The organism is Rhodococcus sp. SBT000017 (genome assembly GCF_003688915.1).
In the GTDB taxonomy this organism is placed as follows: Bacteria; Actinomycetota; Actinomycetes; order Mycobacteriales; family Mycobacteriaceae; genus Rhodococcoides.
The window spans coordinates 2,589,401-2,607,900 of record NZ_REFU01000001.1 but is presented as its reverse complement, the minus strand read 5'-3'; the positions used below and the strand labels follow the sequence as shown (position 1 = coordinate 2,607,900).

Below are 18,500 nucleotides of genomic sequence, written 5' to 3'. Positions count from 1 at the left end.
GGACATCGAATCAGGTGGCGATGGGCCGGTTGATTGCGGTCACTTCATCCCAGGGAACGGGCGCGACTTTGACGACGTCGCCGCCGGTGGGGGCGTTGACGTATTTCCCGTCGCCGATGTAGATCCCGATGTGTCCGATCGGTGAGTAGAGAGAGATGAAGTCACCCGGTTGCACTGATTCGCGGGAGACAGGTGTGCCCGCTCGTGCTTGGTCTGCGGCCACGCGTGGAACGGTCAGTCCCAGTTGTTTGTAGGCGAAGTAGATCAGTCCGGAGCAATCGAAGGACCCCGGCCCGGTAGCTCCCCAGGAATAGGGTTTGCCGAGTTGGTCGAGGGCGATGCGCATCGCCTCCGCTGATGTTCCACTCGCAGCCGAGACGGCGGCGGGTAGCTCGGAAGGATTCGTGGTGCCGGGGCTGACGATGGCAGCTCGATCCGCATCGGTGAGGGCGGCGAATTGGTCGGTGATTTTGGCGATCTGATCGGCCAGGTCGGTCTGGCGTTGCTCGAGGTCGCGTTGTGTACGTGCGGCGTCCGCCTCGGCTACCGCAGCGGACGCCTGTGCTTGCCGGGCTTGTTCGAGCTGGTCTCGCGCTTCGTCGTCGATCTGTGTCGAGTCGGCGAGTGCAGCGGCTCGATCGGCGAGGATCCGGTCCAACAACACCATCTGATCGAGTAGTTGCTGTGGGCTGTCCGCGACCAGAACGGCCCGAGAGGGGACTGCGGTACACCTTTGTACGCGGCGTCGACAGCTGTGGCCAGTGCTCGACGGTTGGCAGATGCGGCCACTTCGGCTTCCCGAGCCGCCGCCGAGGTCTCGTGGGCGAATTGAACTGCGGTACTCAGTTCGCCGCGGCGACGATCGAGGGTGTCCTGCGCGGCGTACATGCTCTCGGTGAGAGTGAAGGCGGTCGCATTGAGTTCAGCGAGTTGTCGTACGGCTTCGGATGCGTTCACCGGGGGTGCAGCAGGGTCCGCCGAAGCTGGAGCATTTACCGAAAATGCCGCGGCAACAACGATGATCGAGGCGATCAGGGTAGCGCGGACACGCCGCGTCGGGCCTGAAAAAGAATGCACAGAAGAAATCCTCTGGGGTCGGTGTGGGTTCCCTGCGTCACCAGCGAAGGAAACGGAGCGCGGCGAGAGCCGCATGGGACTGTGTCCGGCCTCGCCGGTCACCATTGTCGGGTATCGGCAGTCGTAGACGGTTCCTCACGGTCGGCTGAGGCTCGCGTCGACGCTCGACGCCTGTGCCGTATGGGCGGCGAGTCGGCGTCGATTGACGCCGACTCACCGCACCTGCAAACTACTATCATTCATAGTAGATGGTGGGGTGGTATCCGCTGACCGGGAGAGGGATGACGACTGTGACGATGCGTGACTGGCCGGCGCGGCGTTGGGTGGCCGCGTTACTGGGCGCGACGGTGGCCGCGCTGGTCGTGGCGATCCCCACCGGGATCATCCACACTGCGTTCTACGTTCGAATGACCCCGGTGTTGTGGTGGAACTATCCGGTGTGGATTGCCACCGCAGTTCTCAGTGGCCTCATTCTTGCGACATACGTGAGCACTGGGCTGGCGTCGTCGGTTTCTTCCCGTGTAGGGGTCAGTGCGAATGCGTTGTCGTTGTTGGCAGTCGGATGTCCGATATGCAACAAACTGGTAGTGGTGGCGGTCGGGGTGAGCGGTGCTCTGGATCTATGGGCACCCGTGCAGCCCGTAATCGGAGTGATGTCGGTGGGGGTGATGGTGTGGGCTCTTCGACTGCGAATCCGCGGGGAACGCGCGTGCCCTACTTCTCGCGTAGGTCAGGAGTTCGGCAACTCCGCTGGCTTTGGCGGTGCAGGCGCAGCAAAATTGTAGGATTTCTCGCCACGTCCTATCCGCGGTCCGGCAGCAACAGACGACGAAGGCGACCGCTTCTCGATGCGCCATCTGCGGTGTTGGGCTGTGCCTGCGACACCGGCAGGCGGGCGTCGGCCAGCAATCCTGCCACCCCGGCGGCCACGCAGGCCGACGTCACCACTATCAATGCCGGATTCGTTCGCCCGGTCAAAGCGTCCCCGAACAGCACCGCGGCGATCGTACCGGGCAGAATCCCCACGACAGTGGCCGTCGTGTAGGGCAGCAGGCGCACCGCGGAGAGTCCGGAGCAGTAGTTGACCAGGGCGAACGGTGCCGGGGCAATGAGCCGTAAGGACCCGACGGCCAGCCACCCCCGCCGAGCCAACCGGGCATCGATGGACTTGACCGCAGGATTCGTCAGCCGCTCCTGCACCGCGGTGCGCCCGAGCGCGCGCACCAGCAGCAACGCCAGCACAGCGCTGACAGTTGTGGCGGCGATCGTGACGGCGACCCCGGTGGCGGGACCGAACAACAGTCCGGCGCTGAGGGTGAACACCGTGCGCGGTACCGGGGCAATCGTCAACACCGCCTGGGTCAGAAAGAACACCACCACGAACGACGGGCCCATCGACTCCGCCCACTCGCGCACCACAATGATCGACGGGCGGGGTACGAGGGCGGCAGCCACTGCCAGTATTGCCAGCGCTGCCACGGTGGCGAGGACTCGGCGATCGCGCAGAATCGCCGATACGGTTTCGGTCATGACGGTCTCTGCCTGCGCCGCCTCGCCGAGGTTTCCGACAAGCACGCGGGAGTGGACGGCGAGGAATGGCTTCGCACTGCCGGTGCTCAGGAGCGGACGAGCCGTGAGATCGCGTCGGTGGCCTCTTTGATCTTCGCGTCGGCTTGGGGACCGCCGGCGATGGCGGCGTCGACCACGCAGTGGCTGATGTGAGCTTCGAGCAGGCCCATGGCCACCGCCTGCAAGGCTTTGGTCATCGCCGAGACCTGGGTGAGGATGTCGATGCAGTACTTGTCTTCCTCGACCATGCGCTGCAGTCCTCGGGCCTGGCCTTCGATGCGCTTGAGGCGTTTGAGGTAGGCGTCCTTTTCGGTGATGTAGCCGTGCGCGGCGTGATCATGGCCGTCGGTCTCGGCGGGTGCCTGCGCGGCCGCGGGAGTGGCCATGGTGTCCTCCTGGAATCCGAGTGTCATGCCGAGCATCCTCGATTATGCCCGCCCGGGGTATGGCGCGAGAGGGTCGGTCCGTCGAGTCGTCGCTGGGCCGCCGCCGCAGCGCACATCACCGCGCAGCGGGCCACCGCTCGGGTCGCCGGGTGCCGGGTGATCTGCACCAAGGTCGTTGTCACGAAGGACATGGCCCTCTCCTTTCGTAGGCTGCATCGGGGTTGTAGCGGTGGGGTGGGGTGGCGCGCCTGCATGCCACGCCCACCCCAGCCTTTTGGGTGCTTGTTCTACCCGCGCGGTTATCCGGTGAGGGACTTGAACCGGCGCAACCGCAAGCTGTTGCTGACCACGAACACCGACGAGAACGCCATCGCTGCACCGGCCAGCATCGGATTGAGCAGCCCGGCCGCAGCCAAGGGGAGGGCGGCCACGTTGTAGGCGAACGCCCAGAACAAGTTGCCCTTGATGGTGCCCAACGTTCGGCGGGACAGGCGGATAGCATCCGCTGCTGCGCGCAGATCACCGCGCACCAACGTCAGATCGCTGGCTTCGATCGCAACGTCGGTACCGGTGCCCATCGCCAGACCGAGGTCGGCCTGCGCCAACGCGGCGGCGTCGTTCACGCCGTCGCCGACCATCGCCACTACCTTGCCCTGCTCCTGCAGCCTTTTGACGACGTCCACCTTGTCTGCGGGCAGCACCTCCGCGATCACTTCGTGGATGCCGACCTGGTCGGCGATGGCACGCGCGGCGGCTGCGTTGTCGCCGGTGAGCATGATCGGCGTCAAACCCAGGCCCCGCAGCTGCTCGATCGCCTCGGCGGAGGTGGGTTTGACCGCGTCGGCGACGACCAGTACTCCGCGAGCCCGACCGTCCCAACCGACTGCGACGGCGGTCTTGCCCTCGGATTCGGCTGCACGCATCGCACTTTCGAGTTCGTCCGGCAGCTGCTGCGCCCGGTCGGCGAGGAGGCGGGCCCGTCCGACGATCATTGCGTGGTCGTCGACTATGCCCTGCACCCCGAGGCCTTCGATATTTATAAACTGCTCCACCGGTGGCAGGGCTCCGACCTTCTCGCGGGCACCTTTGGCGATGGCCTGGGCGATGGGGTGCTCGGACGAATCTTCGAGTGCACCGGCCAGGCGCAGCACCTGCGCGGTGTCCTCGCCGTCGGCGGTGATCACGTCGAGCAGAGTCATCTTGCCGGTGGTGACGGTGCCGGTCTTGTCGAGTACCACGGTGTCGACACGGCGGGTCGATTCGAGCACTTCGGGACCCTTGATCAGGATGCCGAGCTGAGCGCCGCGGCCGGTGCCGACCATCAGCGCGGTCGGGGTGGCCAGGCCGAGGGCACACGGGCAGGCGATGATCAGGACGGCGACGGCTGCGGTGAACGCGGCCGCGATCCCACCGCCGGTGCCGATCCAGAAGCCGAGTGTCGCCGCGGCAAGGGCGATCACGATCGGGACGAAGACTCCGGAGATCTTGTCGGCCAGACGCTGAGCTTGGGCTTTACCGGTCTGAGCGTCTTCGACGAGTTTCGCCATCTGTGCGAGCTGGGTGTCCGAGCCGATGCGGGTCGCCCGGACCACGATTCGGCCACCGACGTTGACCGTCGCGCCGACGACCAGATCATCGGGTCCTACCTCGACGGGCACGGATTCGCCGGTCAACATCGAATTGTCGACCGCGGAAGAGCCGTCGGCGACCACGCCGTCGGTGGCGATCTTCTCCCCGGGGCGGACGACGAACTCGTCACCGACGATGAGTTGATCGGTGGGGATGCGCTGTTCGACACCCTCGCGCAGGACGGAGACTTCCTTGGCACCGAGCTCGAGCAGGGCACGCAGGGCGGCACCGGCGCGTCGCTTGGAGCGTGCTTCGAAGTAGCGGCCGGCGAGGATGAAGGTGGTGACTCCGGCTGCGGCCTCGAGGTAGATGTTGCCGGCCCCGTCGGAGCGGGAGATGGTCAGCTCGAACGGGTGTGTCATGCCGGCCGTTCCGGCGGTGCCCCAGAACAGGGCATACAACGACCACCCCAGTGCTGCGATGGTGCCCATCGAGATCAGGGTGTCCATCGTTGAGGTGGCGTGCCGCAGATTGGTGAAGGCGGCCTTGTGGAACGGCCATGCCCCCCACACCACCACGGGTGCGGCGAGGGTCAGGGAAAGCCACTGCCAGTTGGTGAACTGCAGTACCGGAACCATGGCCATCGCGATCACCGGCACGCTGAGCACCAGCGATATGAGCAGGCGTTGGCGCAGCGAGGCGGTGGGGTCGATCTCGGCTGGCCCGGCCGCGTCGGGGTCGGTGGAGGAGGCGGCGGGCGCGGGGACCGTGGCGGTGTAGCCGGCCTGCTCGACGGTGCCCACGAGATCCTCGGTCGAGACATCACCGACGTAGTCGACGCGTGCTTTTTCGGTGGCGTAGTTCACCGTCGCGGTGACACCGTCGAGCTTGTTGAGCTTTTTCTCGATCCGGTTCGCGCAGGAGGCGCAGGTCATACCACTGATGTCGAGTTCGACCCGGCCGTCGGCGGTGGGGTGGTGCGTGACGGGATTCATCGTCGCTCCTCTCGGGGTGTGGTGGTGTGTCAGTGTCCGTGCCCGGCGGGCATCGGCTCCGAGGCGGCGGGCACCGCGGCGTATCTGCTGTCGGTGACCATCAATCCTCCAGGTCTCTGATTGGCGACGGGCCCGCCCGCAGTGGACACCGCGGCGGCGTCGTGAGTCGAGGTGTCGTGTGTGTCGGGTGGTGCGGCACCTTCGGGGCCGAAGGCGTCCCCGGCTCCGAAGGCGAGCCCGAAGACCGCGGCTAGGGCGATGGTGAATCCGACGAACTTCGATGATGCGTTCATCGTGCGAATCTCCTGTCCGGGTCTGGTGTCGATCAGGAGGCGAGCTGGTAGCCGGCCTCGTCGACTGCGTGGGCGATGGCCGTCTGCTCGATCGGGGTGTCCGAGTCGATATCGACTCGGCCGCTCGCGAGGTCGACATTCACGGCGGTCACACCGGGGATGCCGCTGATCTCCTCTCGGACCGAGGAGACGCAGTGCCCGCAGGTCATTCCGGTGACGGTGACGGTGGTGTTCATCGATGCCCTTCTTTCTTCGATTCGGAATGTGATCGAGGTCGTCGCGACCCACTTACAGATTTACCATACCCCCCTACGGTATGCAACGAGATGTGCCGCACCGGTGCTACGGCATGACCCTGGGCACTGACCGGAACACCGCCCTCGGATGCGGGAGCGGCACCCAGAATCGAACGTCGCACCAGAGCCTGCATCGGCGGGCGTCCTCGACTCCGGCTACTACGAACGCGGATTACGCGCGCGCAGAGATGCCCACAATCTTCTCGATGATGTCGCTTCCGTCCTTGCCGACGTCGAATCTCGTGCGGACAGAGTGTTCTTTGGGTGATGATCATCGTCATCGCCATACTGGCCACGATCATGCTCTTCGTATACGAGCGTTCGGCCATCACACCAGTAGTCGGTGCGCAGGCAATCCATTCGGCGTTCTGTCCTGGCTGCGGTCGGCGTCGCTGCGTTGACCGTACTGGCGTTCGACCTCGGGATGGGTGGTTGGATGCTGCTGCTGTACTACACCGAGACCATGCCACCGGCCACCGATGCTGCGTTCTGGATGCTCATGCAAATCGGTATCGTCCTCGGGGTGGTCACGGGTTACCCCGTCGTCCGTCGCCTCCAACGTCACCGCAGTACCCCCGCCTGAGGTGTGGGTGGCCCGCATTCGTGTGAATGCGGGCCACCGGTCGGTGGATAGTCGTGAACGGTGCCGCGTCGATACCCTCGTGTTCGGCAATCATCGTCGAGGTCTCGGGTGTGGGCAATGCAGGCCACTTCTCGGCGTGCACTGCCGCTAGCCGGTGGCCGGTACCTCGCCGCTTTCGGTCACCGTGGTCTCGGTGGGGGGTGGGGTGAGCCGGTCGGATCGATCGAGCGCATAGAGAGCGGCCACAGATGCCGCCCCGACCAGGGTCAGTATCGCCCAGATCAGTGCACCCAGATGCGCGTCGCTGAGAAGCCCGAAGACGGCTCCTGTACCCAGGTTGCCGAGCAGGATGCCGACCCCGACGATGGTGTTGTAGAACCCGTAATGGGTGGCCACCAGCTTCCCGCCCGACAGGGTCACCACCGTGTCCATCTCGAACGGAAACACCGCGGCGGTGCCGACCGCCAACAGTGCAGCGGTGAACACCAGGGCACCGGCGGCGGCCCACCCGCCCAGCGCGGCCGGGCTCGGCAGCACGATCAGCGGGAGGAACGCCAGCGCCATGATTGCCATACCGACCACCACGCTTCGCCCCGAACCCCACCTGCGGGACAACCAGGACGTGATCCGGAACTGCCCGGCGATCGCGACCACGCCGGAGACCACGAACAACGAGGTCACCAGAGCGGTGTCGGACCTGCCGTTACCGACTACCACCGCAGCCTGCAGCGGCAGCGCAAGATAGATCTGGAACGAAAGCACGTAGGATCCGATCATCGCCAGCGCGAACAGCACGAAGGGTCGGTTGGCCATCACCACCCGCCAGTCCTCGAGTACCGATGTCGTGGCCCCGGTCGTCTCGGCCCGGTGCGCGGGGAGCGTCCAAATCTGCACGATCGTCAGAACAGCAAAAATCGCGGCCGCTGCCAGTGAGGTGACTCGGAAGTCGAGGGTGGTCAGAGCGAGACCGATCAACGGGCCCAGCAGAATCCCGGCCTGATAGAACACGTTGAACACCGCGAACGCCTCGACCCGCCGTGGCCCTGCGTCGGCGGCCAGATACGCCCGCACGGCCGGGTTGAACAGCGCACCGGCGAACCCGGTCGCGGCCGAGGCGAGCAGGATCGCCGGCAGCGATTCCACGGCCGCGAGCAGTACGAAACCGGCAACTCGCAGCAGGCAGCCGGCGACGATCAGGGGTTTGTATCCGAGGCGGTCGGCGAGGGTGCCGCCGAGCAGGAACATCCCTTGCTGGGAGAAGTTCCGCATCCCCAGCACCAGCCCGACCGCCCACGCCGCCAGGCCCAGGGAACCGGCCAGATACCCGGCCAGGTACGGCATCAGCATGTAGAAACCGACGTTGATGGAGAACTGGTTGACCATCAACACCTGGCTGGGCCGGTCGAAGCTACGGAACTTGGTCAGAAAAGTTTTCATCGAACGCTCTCGGTGGGATCGACGACGGTGGGATCGACGACGGTGGCGCACCGCGTCCACGACGTCACAGTCTCATCGGTGGGGTGGGCGATGGTCGTCGGCTCGGTCGGCGGGTCAACGTCGAGCAGGCCGTGCTCGGTGCAGTAGTCGTCGTTGTAGATGGTGTCGAAGTAGCGCTGCGGTCCGTCGGGGAAGACGGCCGCGACCCGGGTCTCCGGCGGGCTGGTGCGAGCGATCCAGCCGGCCGCGAGGGCGACGGCCCCGACGCTCCAGCCGCCGCTGGCGTGGTGCGTCGCCGCCAGGGTGCGGCACGACCACACCGCTTCGTGCGGGGCCACCCAGTGCACCTCGTCGAAGGCGGGATAGTCGATGTTGTCGGGATAGATGCTCGAACCCAACCCGCGCATGAGCCGAGTGCTGGCGGGTTGCCCGAAGATCGTCGATCCGATGGTGTCGACACCGACCAGTTTCAGGTCGGGGCAGAACTGCCGGAGCACCCGGGCCACCCCGGCGGAGTGCCCTCCGGTGCCCACCGAGCAAACCAAGGTGTCGACGCGTCCGAGCTGGGCGATGAGTTCGTGAGCGAGCGACTCGTACGCCTCGACATTGTCCGGGTTGGTGTACTGATCCGGGCACCACGACCCTGGATGTGTATCGAGGAGCTCACGGACCTTCTCACGCCGGGCCTGCTGCCAGCCGCCGTCGGGGTGCGGTGTGGTGACCAGTTCGACGCGGGCACCGTACGCGGCGAGCATCCGGTGCACGATCGGTTCCAGTCCCGGGTCGGCGACGAGGGTGACGGGGTGGTGATGGGTGATCCCGGCCAGGGCCAGACCCAGGCCGAGGGTTCCGCTGGTGGATTCGATGATCATCGCGCCGGGAGCGAGGTCGCCGCGGGCCTTGGCTTTTTCGACCATGTGCAGCGCGGGGCGGTCTTTCATCCCACCGGGATTGCTGCCTTCGAGTTTCGCCCAGAAGCCGCGGCCGGAGTCCGCGAACGGTTCACCGATCCACAGAACGGGCGTGTTGCCGACCATTGTGCCCGGTTCCGGGCAGTTCTTGGCGGTCGCCAACATGTGGCCGGCGGAGGACGGTGGCACGAGTGTGGAGCGAACAGCACTGTTCATGATGAGTAGTCCCTGTATGTGATCTGCGAGGAGCGCAGTAAGTGAGTGATGGGCAGCACGAACTGGGCCATGAGAGGAGAAGTCCTCGGATGGCCCGCGGGCTGCTGATCAGCACCTGTTGATACAGAGTTCGTTCAAGACGGTTCGGCCGTGCCGGATCGGAATGGGTAGATCCGGTGGGGCTCGCGAAATGCGCGGGGCAGACATCGCCACCAACACCACAGCGAAGGCCATCGCTGCGACCGCGGCGATGGTCGATGGGCGGGGCGGGTTGTCGGATCGGGGCATTGCGATGACGGTGTTCGTATCGTGCGCCATGTGGGGCGATCCGTCGTCGATGTGCGCGTGGTTGGGGGAGAGTTCCGCGGCGGCCTGAGACGAGGACGAAACGATGTGTACGCCGTCGCTGTGATGGTCCTGTTCCCAGGCGATGCCGCATTGAGCGATGGTGTGAGCCAACAAATACAGGACAGCGGCGACTGCGATAACCGTCCGCAGGCGCGGCGGGCCCAGCGCAGAGATTCTCACAACGCCTCGACGGTAGCAGCCGGAAACTGGGTTGGCCCAAACCCATTCAGGGTGCCCCTGATGTGCCGCCGCCGAATCGGGCGGTCACACCGCCCGCCCGCAGGCACCACATGTTTCTGGTCACGTCGAACACGGCCAGGACGATCGGGGCGGTGATCATGATGGCCGCCAGAGCAGATGCACCCGCATATGTCGGCGTGCTGCGGCGCGGTAGAAGCCAGTCTCCATCCCGGGGTCCAGCACGCATCTTGTGCGAGCCGAGGGTGGTCCGTGCACCGGTCGATGCCCGGCCACGAAGGGCACCGCGAAGGACAAAGGGCACAGCGAAGGTGCGCGGTCGATATCCCGGGGTATGCATCGACGTCGCAGAGGCGCGGTGTCGGCGGGGGAGCCGGTCCGGGCTCACCGCTGTTACTACTATCGTGCATAGTAGTAACCGAGGGTGGTCAGGTGGCGCTATGCCGTACATGAGAAAAGAGCCATGCAGGCATGCTCGATATCGAGTCCAGCGCAACAACAGTGAACCGTCACCGACGAACCCGACGTCGCCGTGTGTTCACCGCGATAGCAGGCAGGTCATCGTGTGCGGTATCTGCTGGTGTGCTGTTGTACGCGGGCTTTCCACCTCGGTCGCTGTGGTTCCTCGCGCCGTTGGGTGTCGGGGTTCTTGTTCTCGTCATCCGCGGCCGTTCCATCCGGGCGGCATTCTTCTATGGGTATCTGTCGGGGCTTGCGTTCTTTCTGCCTCTGCTGCCCTGGGTGGGTGTCTACGTCGGTGCCCCGCCGTGGCTGGCGCTCGCGGCGATCCAAGCGATAGCAGTGGCACTGTTCTGCGCTGCAGCGGCCGCAGTGTCCGGGTTGCGCTTCGAAGCGCTGTGGATCGCCGCGATCTGGACCGCCACCGAAGGTCTGCGCGCACGGATTCCGTTCGGGGGATTTCCGTGGGGGAAACTAGCTTTCGCCCAAGCAGACGGCCCTCTGCTCTCGCTTGCCGCGTTCGCCGGTGCGCCCGGTGTATCTTTTGCAGTCGCAGTGATCGGCGCGGCACTGGCCAGTGTGGTCCGCCAGGTACGCTCGCCGACGTCGCGATTCGCAGTCGGGTCGGTGGCCACTGTGGTGATCGTGCCGGCTCTGGCTTTCGCGCTCACTCCCGCTGACGATGCAGGCGCAGCGCGTGCGACGGTCGCCGTTGTTCAAGGCAACGTTCCGCGGTCGGGTCTGGACTTCAACTCGCAACGTCGAGCAGTTCTCGACAATCACATCGAGCGAACAATGCAGCTCGGGGACGACATCACCGCCGGCAGGGTGCCCGCTCCCGACCTGGTGATCTGGCCGGAGAATGCATCCGATATCGACCCACTGCGCAACGCCGACGCCACTGCCGGGATCGACGCTGCAGCGCGGTCGGTCGGGGTGCCGATTCTGGTCGGAGCTGTGCTCGGTAACGACGACGGCACCTCGATGAATACCTCGATCGTGTGGGATCCGGTACTCGGACCGGGGGAGCGACACGACAAACGCAAACTTGTTCCTTTCGGAGAGTATCTCCCGATGCGATCTGTGATGACGAGGTTGTCCTCCTACGCCTCGCAGGCCGGTAACTTCGTTCCCGGGTCGGGCGACGGTGTCGTCGATATCGCCGGAATTCCGACGGCCGTCGCCACGTGTTACGAGGTCGCGTTCGATGACCTGGTCACTGAGTCCGTGCGTGCGGGGGCGCAGCTGATCACGGTCCCCACCAACAATGCGACGTTCGGGCGCACCGATATGACCTACCAGCAGTTGGCGATGTCGCGGCTGCGGGCGGTCGAGCACAACAGGACTGTTCTCGTTGCGGCGACCAGTGGGGTCAGTGCCGTCATCGACCCACAGGGGAAGGTCGCAGATCGTTCGGGCTTGTTCGCTGCGCAGACGTTGGTCGCTGATGTTGCCCTGGAAACGAGATCGACGTGGGCGACAAAGCTGGGACCGCTTCCGGAGTACGCCGCGGTCGTTCTTGCTGTCGTGGGGTGTGCTCTCGCATGGAGAAGGCAGCGTTCGCCGGCCGATGGTCTCCGACCGTCGACGTCCGGTGCTACCGCGCTGTGAGGCACGAAACCACTGCGGGGGACATCGAACTACTAACCATGATAGTAATTACCCCACTCGTCGTGTATCTTTTCGTTATCGCGTCGTGATCCGTTCGATACATCAGTGAGGTGCGCACGTCGATGACTTCGCCTCGCTCCATTCGATTACCGAGGACTCTGCTGTGGCACAACACCGTATGACCCGCATGACCGACCGACGTCGACAGTTGATGGACTGTGACGTGCCGGGAGTGGCGGTGACGCCGAGAGGGCGGCATCGCGCTCGGGCGCGCGCCACCGAGCGCCGCGGCAGTGTCGCTGTCGGTATTGCGGTGGCAGCGGGCGCTCTGGTCACGGCGGGTGCCCAATATGCGAGTCCCGCCCAGGCGCAGGCAGTCCCCGTGCACGAAGCGACACCGATGCAGGACCCGGTGGCCGAATACTTGCCTCAGATCCTCGCCATACCGGAGATCTCCAATATCAACGATGCGATCGAGCAGTTGGCGAAGGGGCAACGAAGGGCAGAGGAGAGCGCTGCGCGTGATGCAGCGGCGCTGCGACCACTCGTCGTTCGTCCGGTCGCCGGGACCCTGACCTCGGATTTCGGTCCACGATGGGGGACTACGCACACCGGGCTCGACATCGCCAACGCTATCGGAACTCCCGTCTACGCGGCAGCCGACGCTACCGTGCTCGACTCCGGTCCTGCAGACGGATTCGGCCTCTGGGTACGTCTTCAACATGACGATGGAACGACAACGGTCTACGGGCACATCGATCAAACCTTGGTGACCGTGGGGCAACGAGTACAAGCCGGTGAGCAGATCGCCACCGTCGGCAATCGTGGCCAATCGACCGGGCCTCACCTGCATTTCGAGGTCGTCGACGCGGCGGGGAGCAAGGTCGATCCTCAGGAGTGGCTCGCCTCTCGGGGTGTCGCGCTGTCCGACGCGGCTGTTCGGTCGTAGGCCCCCGTTTCACCTCTCGGGCTCGCAGTAGGTACGGCGAACTTACCGGAATGCGGGCGATCGTACTGCGCGCCCGCTGAACATGTCGAGGCACCGAGGGTTCAGGTCTGATGGTGAAAACGAGACCGCAGAGACGCATCCGAAGTCAGTGCAACAGTGCGGAATTCGTTCCCATCGGCGGGCCGTGCGGTCGAGGCTCGACTACGAGTCACGATCCGAACCGGTGATGGTGGCTCCGCGTTCCGCGAGCCAAAGTCTGGGGTCGACCTTGTTGCCGGCGGGTGTGTCGACCTCGAAGTGCAGATGTGGACCGGTGGAGATACCCCGGTTTCCTACCGTCGCAATTTCTTCACCAGCAGTGACGCGTTGACCTACGGTCACGAGGTTGTCGTTGTTGTGCCCGTAGGTCGTTACGGTGCCGTCATCGTGGCGTATACGCACCCAGAGTCCGAAGCCCTGGGCCGGTCCCGCGCTGATCACCTCGCCGTCCGCAACGGCGACGATCGGTGTACCGGTGGAGTTGGCGATGTCGATTCCTTGATGGGCGCGGCCGTCGCCGAAGGTCGAGGTCAACGTTCCTGTTGTCGGCGCACGATACTTTCCGTTGCTCGACCCTGTTGTGCCGGTAGGGGATTGCGGGGCGGCCGACGAATGATCGCCCGCCTCGGGTGTCGTGGTTTCGGGTGTCGTTGTTTCAGATGACGTGCCGGGTGCCGACGTTTCAGGCACAGTGGCGTCGGGTTCGAGCGCGGGCAGTTCGGGCGTCGCCGAGTCGGCCGACTCGGCGGCCGACTCGGGGTCCTGAGTGTCCTGGGTGCCTTGGGCGGTCGGTTGTTCGGTCGAGGGCTCGGCGTTCGACCTGCCGGGTGGGACCGCCGCATGTCCGCGCGACGAGGTGTGCGGGGTGGCCGGATCGTGGGGAGTCTCGGCGGCCGCGAGTGTGGATGCAAGTGTGGCGACGTCCATCGACGACACCAGTCGGGGGAGAACTGTGGGGTCGATGTCGTCGATCGGCGCGAGACAGGGGATCAGTCGCGAAAGGGCTCCCGTTGGTCCGTCAGCTGTATCGGTGGCTCCGATCGTGCCCACGAGGCAGGAGACGATGCGGCTCTGTGGGCCGGCCAGGTCGTCGAGAGCACCGTTGGCGCGAATCTCGCGTAGTGCGCCGACGACGAGATCGAGGACCTCCTGTTGGACGTGCGGGTCCGATTGGGCCTGCGCGGGGAAGGCAGGCGGCGGCGCAGCCGGATCGGCGTCCGGGGCTGCAGACGCCGTGGGTGCCAGCGCGAGGATGCCTCCCACGAACGCGGTACCGACGAGGATGCGAGTACCCCACCGAGTTCGGTGCGCCATGTACGAGGACGAGGGCAGAGGTCTCATGTCGGTGGTCCTCCTGGACGGCAACTGCATACCTGGCAGTAATTCAGGTCGCCTTCGAGTCAAGGCGACACGCCGCATCACTATTACACCCTTTCCGCACAAGCACCATCAGTCACAGTGAATTACATCGGTAACATTCGCACCCTGCGACCCATTTCGATCGTCGGGTTGTTTCTCGGGAGCCGAAGTTCATGTACGTAATATCTTCTGCGCCAGAAGGACTCGGCGTCGCTGGACGGCCTTCATCGTGCGCCTCGATGGGGACGGTCGTCTTCGGCGAACGGCCGGAGAGCTGTGTGCTGGCACTGTGAGGCCCGAGGGTGAAGGGGCCGCGAAAGCGTTGACGGCGTGCAGGATCCACGTTGCTACTATCGAAGATAGTAGATCGTGTAGTATGACGCTGACAGACCGGAAGACATCGTCGAGGTGAACGAGACAGAGGTGCAGGGTGCAGCGGGTGACGACACGCTGGTCCCTACTTGCGATCATCGTCATCGTGACAGTTGTTGGAGCGCTGGCATTGTGGTCTCGAGATCCCTCGACCCAGTCGGTGGGGTCCGCAGGATCGGCACCTCACGTCGAGGACGAGGATCTCCCGTCGGCAGTGATCGCTACCCGTGCTGCCCTCGAGCCGTGCCCGACCTCGTCGCCGGTTCCGTCCCCCGTAACTGGCGAGCTCGTCGGTACGTCCGCACGATGCTTGGGAACGTCGGACTTATCCGATCTGGGGACCTCCCTGGCTGGGCAACCCACATTGCTCAATGTCTGGGCGTCGTGGTGCGGTCCGTGTAGACAGGAGATTCCGGTTCTGGCCCAGTACGCCGCAGAACCGGATGCGGTTCGGGTCGTCGGTCTCAACGTCCAAGACGATGCCGATGCGGCATTGAGCCTGCTCACCGAGCTGGGAGTGCACTATCCCTCGTTCGATCAGGCCGACGCGGCGTTGCAGACACTTGACGCGCCCCCTGTCCTGCCCCTGAGTTTCTTGGTCCAGAGCGATGGAACGATCGAGCGCATCACCTCGACGCCGGTGTTCTACGACCCGAGTCAGGTGCGGGAGGCGGTAACAGCGCTTGTGCGCTGATCTCAGCACGAGCACGAGCACGAGCACCAGCACCAGCAACGCGGCGAGGATCGAACGCCCGCCGGCGGACGGACTTCTACAGAATTGGGAGATGTGTATGACCAGGCAGCGGGCAGGTGCGTTCTCGCTCACGCGCCGCAACTTTCTCGCGCTGAGCGCGGCCGGAACGAGTGCCGTCGTGTTGGCGGCATGCGGCAATGGCTCGTCCGCAGCGACAGTTGTCGGACCGGACTCCGATGTGGTGGGACAGGCCGAGGACGCGCGGCGCTCGGCCGTCGGCAGACAAGTCGATATTTCCTTGAGAGCTCAGTCGAGCACGATCGACCTCGGCGGAGTGCAGGTACAGACCTGGACTTTCGGCGACAGACTCCCCGGTGCCGAGATTCGCCTGAGCCGAGGTGATGTGTTGCGCGCACAGCTCGACAACCGCCTCGAGCAGGAGACGACGATCCATTGGCACGGAATCGCCTTGCGCAACGACATGGACGGAGTGCCGGGCCTGACTCAGCCGGCTGTGGCTTCCGGTGACTCGTTCGGCTACGACTTCACCGTGCCCGACGCGGGCACGTACTTCTTTCACCCTCACGTCGGTACCCAACTCGACAGAGGACTGTATGCACCGCTGATCGTCGAGGACCCCGCCGACGGCTCGGACTACGACCTCGAAGCCGTCCTGGTCCTGGACGACTGGCTCGACGGGGTAGCCGGCGACCCCGATCGAGAACTCGAACGGCTGCGCAGCGAGGGCATGTCGATGGGCGGCATGTCGATGAGCGCGCCCACCGCCCAGTCGCCTCTCGGTGGCGACACCGGCGACGTGAGCTACCCGTACTACCTGATCAACGGCAAGATCGCCGCCGACCCCATCGTGCTCGGCGGACGGCCGGGCCAGCGGCTGCGCCTGCGCATCATCAACGCAGCTGCCGACACGGCCTTCCGTTTCGCAGTGGGGGGGCATCCTCTCACTGTTACTCACAGCGACGGATTTCCGGTTCAGCCCGAGCAGGCGCAATGCTTGTTGATAGGGATGGGAGAGCGTTACGACGCAATCATCACCTTGCAGGACGGGGCGTTTCCGATTGTCGCCGCCGCGGAAGGTAAGGACGGGAGCGGGTTCGCTGTGTTGCGTACCGGGCCAGGCGCCGCGCCGCAGTCCTCAGTCCGGCCTGCCGAACTCTCTGCAGCCCCGGTGATGGCTGATCAACTGATGTCGCTCGATACGGTCCGCTTGTCCGCACGCGAGCCGGATCGCACGTACGACATCGCTCTCGGGATGGAGATGGGCGGGTACACCTGGACGCTCAACGGTGAGACGTACGAGCAGCACACCCCCCTCGACGTTCGCGAAGGCGAAAGAGTACGACTTCGCTTCGTCAACGCCACCACGATGTTTCATCCCATGCATCTGCACGGACACACCTTCGAGGTTGTCAACGGTGCCGGATCAGGCCCCCGGAAGGACACCTCGCTGGTCTTGCCGAACCAAACTGTCGAAGTCGACTTCGACACCGACAATCCCGGCCAGTGGCTTCTGCACTGCCACAACCTCTATCACGGGGAAGCGGGAATGATGACATCGGTGTCCTACCTGGCGTGAGCCTACGGCCGCATTCGTATTCGAGGCATGCAAACCTCTCGGACCAGGGTGCTCGCTACCGAAGGATCACGTAGCTGGCTCGTTCGACGGGATAGAGTGAACACGCGCCTAGGAGGCACTCATGCAGGGTTTGGGAGAGCTCGAAGCTCTGGTGATGGACGTGGTGTGGAATACCAGCGCCGCAGTCCGGGTTCGTGATGTCATCGATCAACTCGAGGACGGTCGAGAACCGGCGTACACCACGATTCAGACGGTGCTCGACAATTTGCACCGTAAAGGCTGGGTACACCGACAACGCAACGGACGGGCATATTGGTACGAAGCCACCCGAAGCAGGGAAGAAGCCGCCTCCGACGCCTTGCGAATACTTCTCGAATCGACCGGCGACCCGACGAGCGTGCTGCTGCACTTCGCCCGCGGCGCTTCCGATGACGAATCGAAGGTGCTCACCCGCGGTCTGAAAGAGCGTCAGAGGTGACTGCCGTACTCCTGTGGGCCCTCGGTGGGCTGTTGGTTGCGGCTGCCGCGCCATTGCTGATGAGGTCGATGATCGACAGAGGTATCGATGCGCACGTCACGCTCTTGACGTGGTCGGCGCTCGTTGTGGGCACCTTGGTCAGCATTGCGGTACCGGTCGTGCTCAGTGCGATCCCCAGTCATGGGGGCGTGACGACCCTGGTCGACATCGCACACCAATGCTGGCTCGCCCTTCAGGGCGACATACCTGCCCGCGTCGAGGCCATCGTCGGGGTTGTCGGGATTGCGATGTTGGGCTGCGGCGCAGTCCGCTGGATCGTCCACCTGAGGCGCGCAGTGTGTGAGCGACGGCGAGTGTACGAGCGGCACATCGATCTGCTGCGCATCATCGCTGGAGGCGTCGGGTTTTCCGGTTCGAATCAACCCGCGTCGACCTTGTGGCTTCCGTTGGACAGTCCTCTCGCGTACAGCGTCGCGGGACGACCGGCGATGGTCGTGGCCAGCGAGGGGCTGCGTACGCAGTTGACGCCTGCTGAAGTCGAGGCGGTCCTCGCACACGAACGTGCACACATCGATGGCCGGCATCATCTGCTCGTAGGCATTGCCGAGTCGGTGGCCTATGCGTTTCCGTGGCTACCGATCATGCGAGCGTCACCTTCGCTCGTGCGCGCTCTGGTCGAACTCGACGCGGACGCCCGCGCAGCCCGCTCGCACGGACGAGACCCCGTGCGGCGCGCTCTGACTTCGCTGCGCCCGCACCCTGTTCCTCTGCCCGCCCTCGGTATGGTTTCCGATGCCACCGTTGTGCGGCTCGATCGTCTCGCCGTGGACCGAGTGATCCCGCATGCTCCCCTCCGGTGGGCGCGGGCGTTCGTAGCGTGCACCGCCGTTGCCCTGCCTGCGTTACCAGTAGTGGCCCTGCTGGGGGCCATGACGTTGGCATCCTGCGCGGTGGGATGAAATGCCCCGCGCGGCACTACAGATCACGGGAGCGAGTCCGCAATACTCGCCCCTCGGCTTTCGGGTGCGGGAAGCGATCATCATGAGACCGACGAGCGCGAGGAC

General features: G+C 64.9%; 20 protein-coding genes. 8 read left to right on the top strand and 12 right to left on the bottom strand.

Annotated elements, in window-relative coordinates; all coding sequences use genetic code 11:
• Positions 1–10 precede the first annotated feature (10 nt).
• The gene (locus AYK61_RS11995; protein ID WP_121870953.1) at positions 11–667 is read right to left on the bottom strand and encodes an NlpC/P60 family protein; all 657 of its coding nucleotides are present in this window, start codon (positions 665–667) and stop codon (positions 11–13) included.
• A 691-nt stretch (positions 668–1,358) separates the two neighbouring features.
• On the opposite strand from AYK61_RS11995, the gene AYK61_RS11990 reads away from it, so the two are divergent.
• A complete protein-coding gene (locus tag AYK61_RS11990) occupies positions 1,359–1,862 on the top strand; it encodes a hypothetical protein (protein WP_176457804.1) in 504 nt (167 codons plus the stop codon).
• 16 nt (positions 1,863–1,878) lie between these two features.
• On the opposite strand, the gene AYK61_RS11985 is transcribed toward AYK61_RS11990, so the two are convergent.
• The 6 genes from AYK61_RS11985 to AYK61_RS11965 all read right to left on the bottom strand — a co-directional run bounded on the left by AYK61_RS11985 (position 1,879) and on the right by AYK61_RS11965 (position 6,125).
• Positions 1,879–2,607, bottom strand: coding sequence for a TVP38/TMEM64 family protein (locus AYK61_RS11985; protein ID WP_045841173.1), 729 nt, complete (start codon positions 2,605–2,607; stop codon positions 1,879–1,881).
• An 86-nt stretch (positions 2,608–2,693) separates the two neighbouring features.
• Positions 2,694–3,032 (bottom strand): metal-sensitive transcriptional regulator, encoded by a 339-nt coding sequence (locus tag AYK61_RS11980; protein ID WP_032375786.1) that lies wholly within the window; start codon positions 3,030–3,032, stop codon positions 2,694–2,696.
• A 23-nt stretch (positions 3,033–3,055) separates the two neighbouring features.
• On the bottom strand, positions 3,056–3,223 hold the full coding sequence (locus AYK61_RS27285) for a hypothetical protein (protein WP_155288777.1): 168 nt from the start codon (positions 3,221–3,223) through the stop codon (positions 3,056–3,058).
• Between the two features lie 108 nt (positions 3,224–3,331).
• A complete protein-coding gene (locus AYK61_RS11975; RefSeq protein WP_032375703.1) occupies positions 3,332–5,596 on the bottom strand; it encodes a cation-translocating P-type ATPase in 2,265 nt (754 codons plus the stop codon).
• A 29-nt stretch (positions 5,597–5,625) separates the two neighbouring features.
• Positions 5,626–5,889, bottom strand: coding sequence for a hypothetical protein (locus AYK61_RS11970; RefSeq protein WP_032375704.1), 264 nt, complete (start codon positions 5,887–5,889; stop codon positions 5,626–5,628).
• Positions 5,890–5,921: 32 nt separating this feature from the next.
• Entirely contained in the window at positions 5,922–6,125 is a 204-nt protein-coding gene (locus AYK61_RS11965) for a heavy-metal-associated domain-containing protein (RefSeq protein ID WP_032375705.1), read from the bottom strand.
• A 403-nt stretch (positions 6,126–6,528) separates the two neighbouring features.
• On the opposite strand from AYK61_RS11965, the gene AYK61_RS11960 reads away from it, so the two are divergent.
• On the top strand, positions 6,529–6,768 hold the full coding sequence (locus AYK61_RS11960) for a DUF4396 domain-containing protein (protein ID WP_032375706.1): 240 nt from the start codon (positions 6,529–6,531) through the stop codon (positions 6,766–6,768).
• A 147-nt stretch (positions 6,769–6,915) separates the two neighbouring features.
• On the opposite strand, the gene AYK61_RS11955 is transcribed toward AYK61_RS11960, so the two are convergent.
• The 4 genes from AYK61_RS11955 to AYK61_RS11940 all read right to left on the bottom strand — a co-directional run bounded on the left by AYK61_RS11955 (position 6,916) and on the right by AYK61_RS11940 (position 10,107).
• Entirely contained in the window at positions 6,916–8,205 is a 1,290-nt protein-coding gene (locus AYK61_RS11955) for an MFS transporter (RefSeq protein WP_032375707.1), read from the bottom strand.
• Positions 8,202–9,332, bottom strand: coding sequence for a PLP-dependent cysteine synthase family protein (locus AYK61_RS11950; protein ID WP_121870952.1), 1,131 nt, complete (start codon positions 9,330–9,332; stop codon positions 8,202–8,204). The genes AYK61_RS11955 and AYK61_RS11950 overlap by 4 nt, the downstream gene beginning before the upstream one ends.
• Before the next feature lie 108 nt (positions 9,333–9,440).
• Complete coding sequence (locus tag AYK61_RS11945; protein WP_230593569.1) at positions 9,441–9,860, bottom strand: hypothetical protein; 420 nt, start codon at positions 9,858–9,860, stop codon at positions 9,441–9,443.
• Between the two features lie 46 nt (positions 9,861–9,906).
• Complete coding sequence (locus AYK61_RS11940) at positions 9,907–10,107, bottom strand: hypothetical protein (RefSeq protein ID WP_141215005.1); 201 nt, start codon at positions 10,105–10,107, stop codon at positions 9,907–9,909.
• A 242-nt stretch (positions 10,108–10,349) separates the two neighbouring features.
• Here AYK61_RS11940 and lnt point away from each other — a divergent pair, with 242 nt between their 5' ends.
• Both lnt and AYK61_RS11930 read left to right on the top strand, forming a co-directional pair.
• A complete protein-coding gene (lnt, locus tag AYK61_RS11935; RefSeq protein WP_121870951.1) occupies positions 10,350–11,948 on the top strand; it encodes an apolipoprotein N-acyltransferase in 1,599 nt (532 codons plus the stop codon).
• Between the two features lie 163 nt (positions 11,949–12,111).
• Complete coding sequence (locus AYK61_RS11930) at positions 12,112–12,897, top strand: M23 family metallopeptidase (RefSeq protein WP_259468023.1); 786 nt, start codon at positions 12,112–12,114, stop codon at positions 12,895–12,897.
• A gap of 201 nt (positions 12,898–13,098) precedes the next feature.
• On the opposite strand, the gene AYK61_RS27825 is transcribed toward AYK61_RS11930, so the two are convergent.
• Positions 13,099–14,277: a M23 family metallopeptidase gene (locus AYK61_RS27825; RefSeq protein WP_259468022.1), complete on the bottom strand. Its 1,179-nt coding sequence runs from the start codon at positions 14,275–14,277 to the stop codon at positions 13,099–13,101.
• Between the two features lie 457 nt (positions 14,278–14,734).
• Between AYK61_RS27825 and AYK61_RS11920 the strand changes: the two genes are divergently transcribed.
• The 4 genes from AYK61_RS11920 to AYK61_RS11905 all read left to right on the top strand — a co-directional run bounded on the left by AYK61_RS11920 (position 14,735) and on the right by AYK61_RS11905 (position 18,395).
• Complete coding sequence (locus AYK61_RS11920) at positions 14,735–15,361, top strand: TlpA disulfide reductase family protein (RefSeq protein ID WP_032375710.1); 627 nt, start codon at positions 14,735–14,737, stop codon at positions 15,359–15,361.
• 97 nt (positions 15,362–15,458) lie between these two features.
• Positions 15,459–16,958 carry a multicopper oxidase family protein gene (locus AYK61_RS11915; RefSeq protein ID WP_032375791.1) on the top strand — a complete coding sequence of 500 codons (1,500 nt, stop codon included), beginning with the start codon at positions 15,459–15,461 and terminating at the stop codon, positions 16,956–16,958.
• 121 nt (positions 16,959–17,079) lie between these two features.
• The gene (locus AYK61_RS11910) at positions 17,080–17,436 is read left to right on the top strand and encodes a BlaI/MecI/CopY family transcriptional regulator (protein WP_032375711.1); all 357 of its coding nucleotides are present in this window, start codon (positions 17,080–17,082) and stop codon (positions 17,434–17,436) included.
• Positions 17,433–18,395, top strand: a complete 963-nt coding sequence (locus tag AYK61_RS11905) for a M56 family metallopeptidase (RefSeq protein ID WP_032375712.1) — start codon at positions 17,433–17,435, stop codon at positions 18,393–18,395. Before AYK61_RS11910 ends, AYK61_RS11905 begins: the two co-directional genes overlap by 4 nt.
• Positions 18,396–18,500 lie beyond the last annotated feature (105 nt).

Coding starts and splice junctions, on each gene's coding strand:
- AYK61_RS11995 (WP_121870953.1), bottom strand. CDS start 667: ATGGTGTTGTTGGACCGGATCCTCGCCGATCGAGCCGCTGCACTCGCC.
- AYK61_RS11990 (WP_176457804.1), top strand. CDS start 1,359: ATGACGACTGTGACGATGCGTGACTGGCCGGCGCGGCGTTGGGTGGCC.
- AYK61_RS11985 (WP_045841173.1), bottom strand. CDS start 2,607: ATGACCGAAACCGTATCGGCGATTCTGCGCGATCGCCGAGTCCTCGCC.
- AYK61_RS11980 (WP_032375786.1), bottom strand. CDS start 3,032: ATGGCCACTCCCGCGGCCGCGCAGGCACCCGCCGAGACCGACGGCCAT.
- AYK61_RS27285 (WP_155288777.1), bottom strand. CDS start 3,223: ATGTCCTTCGTGACAACGACCTTGGTGCAGATCACCCGGCACCCGGCG.
- AYK61_RS11975 (WP_032375703.1), bottom strand. CDS start 5,596: ATGAATCCCGTCACGCACCACCCCACCGCCGACGGCCGGGTCGAACTC.
- AYK61_RS11970 (WP_032375704.1), bottom strand. CDS start 5,889: ATGAACGCATCATCGAAGTTCGTCGGATTCACCATCGCCCTAGCCGCG.
- AYK61_RS11965 (WP_032375705.1), bottom strand. CDS start 6,125: ATGAACACCACCGTCACCGTCACCGGAATGACCTGCGGGCACTGCGTC.
- AYK61_RS11955 (WP_032375707.1), bottom strand. CDS start 8,205: ATGAAAACTTTTCTGACCAAGTTCCGTAGCTTCGACCGGCCCAGCCAG.
- AYK61_RS11950 (WP_121870952.1), bottom strand. CDS start 9,332: ATGAACAGTGCTGTTCGCTCCACACTCGTGCCACCGTCCTCCGCCGGC.
- AYK61_RS11940 (WP_141215005.1), bottom strand. CDS start 10,107: ATGCGTGCTGGACCCCGGGATGGAGACTGGCTTCTACCGCGCCGCAGC.
- lnt (WP_121870951.1), top strand. CDS start 10,350: ATGCTCGATATCGAGTCCAGCGCAACAACAGTGAACCGTCACCGACGA.
- AYK61_RS27825 (WP_259468022.1), bottom strand. CDS start 14,277: ATGAGACCTCTGCCCTCGTCCTCGTACATGGCGCACCGAACTCGGTGG.
- AYK61_RS11915 (WP_032375791.1), top strand. CDS start 15,459: ATGACCAGGCAGCGGGCAGGTGCGTTCTCGCTCACGCGCCGCAACTTT.
- AYK61_RS11910 (WP_032375711.1), top strand. CDS start 17,080: ATGCAGGGTTTGGGAGAGCTCGAAGCTCTGGTGATGGACGTGGTGTGG.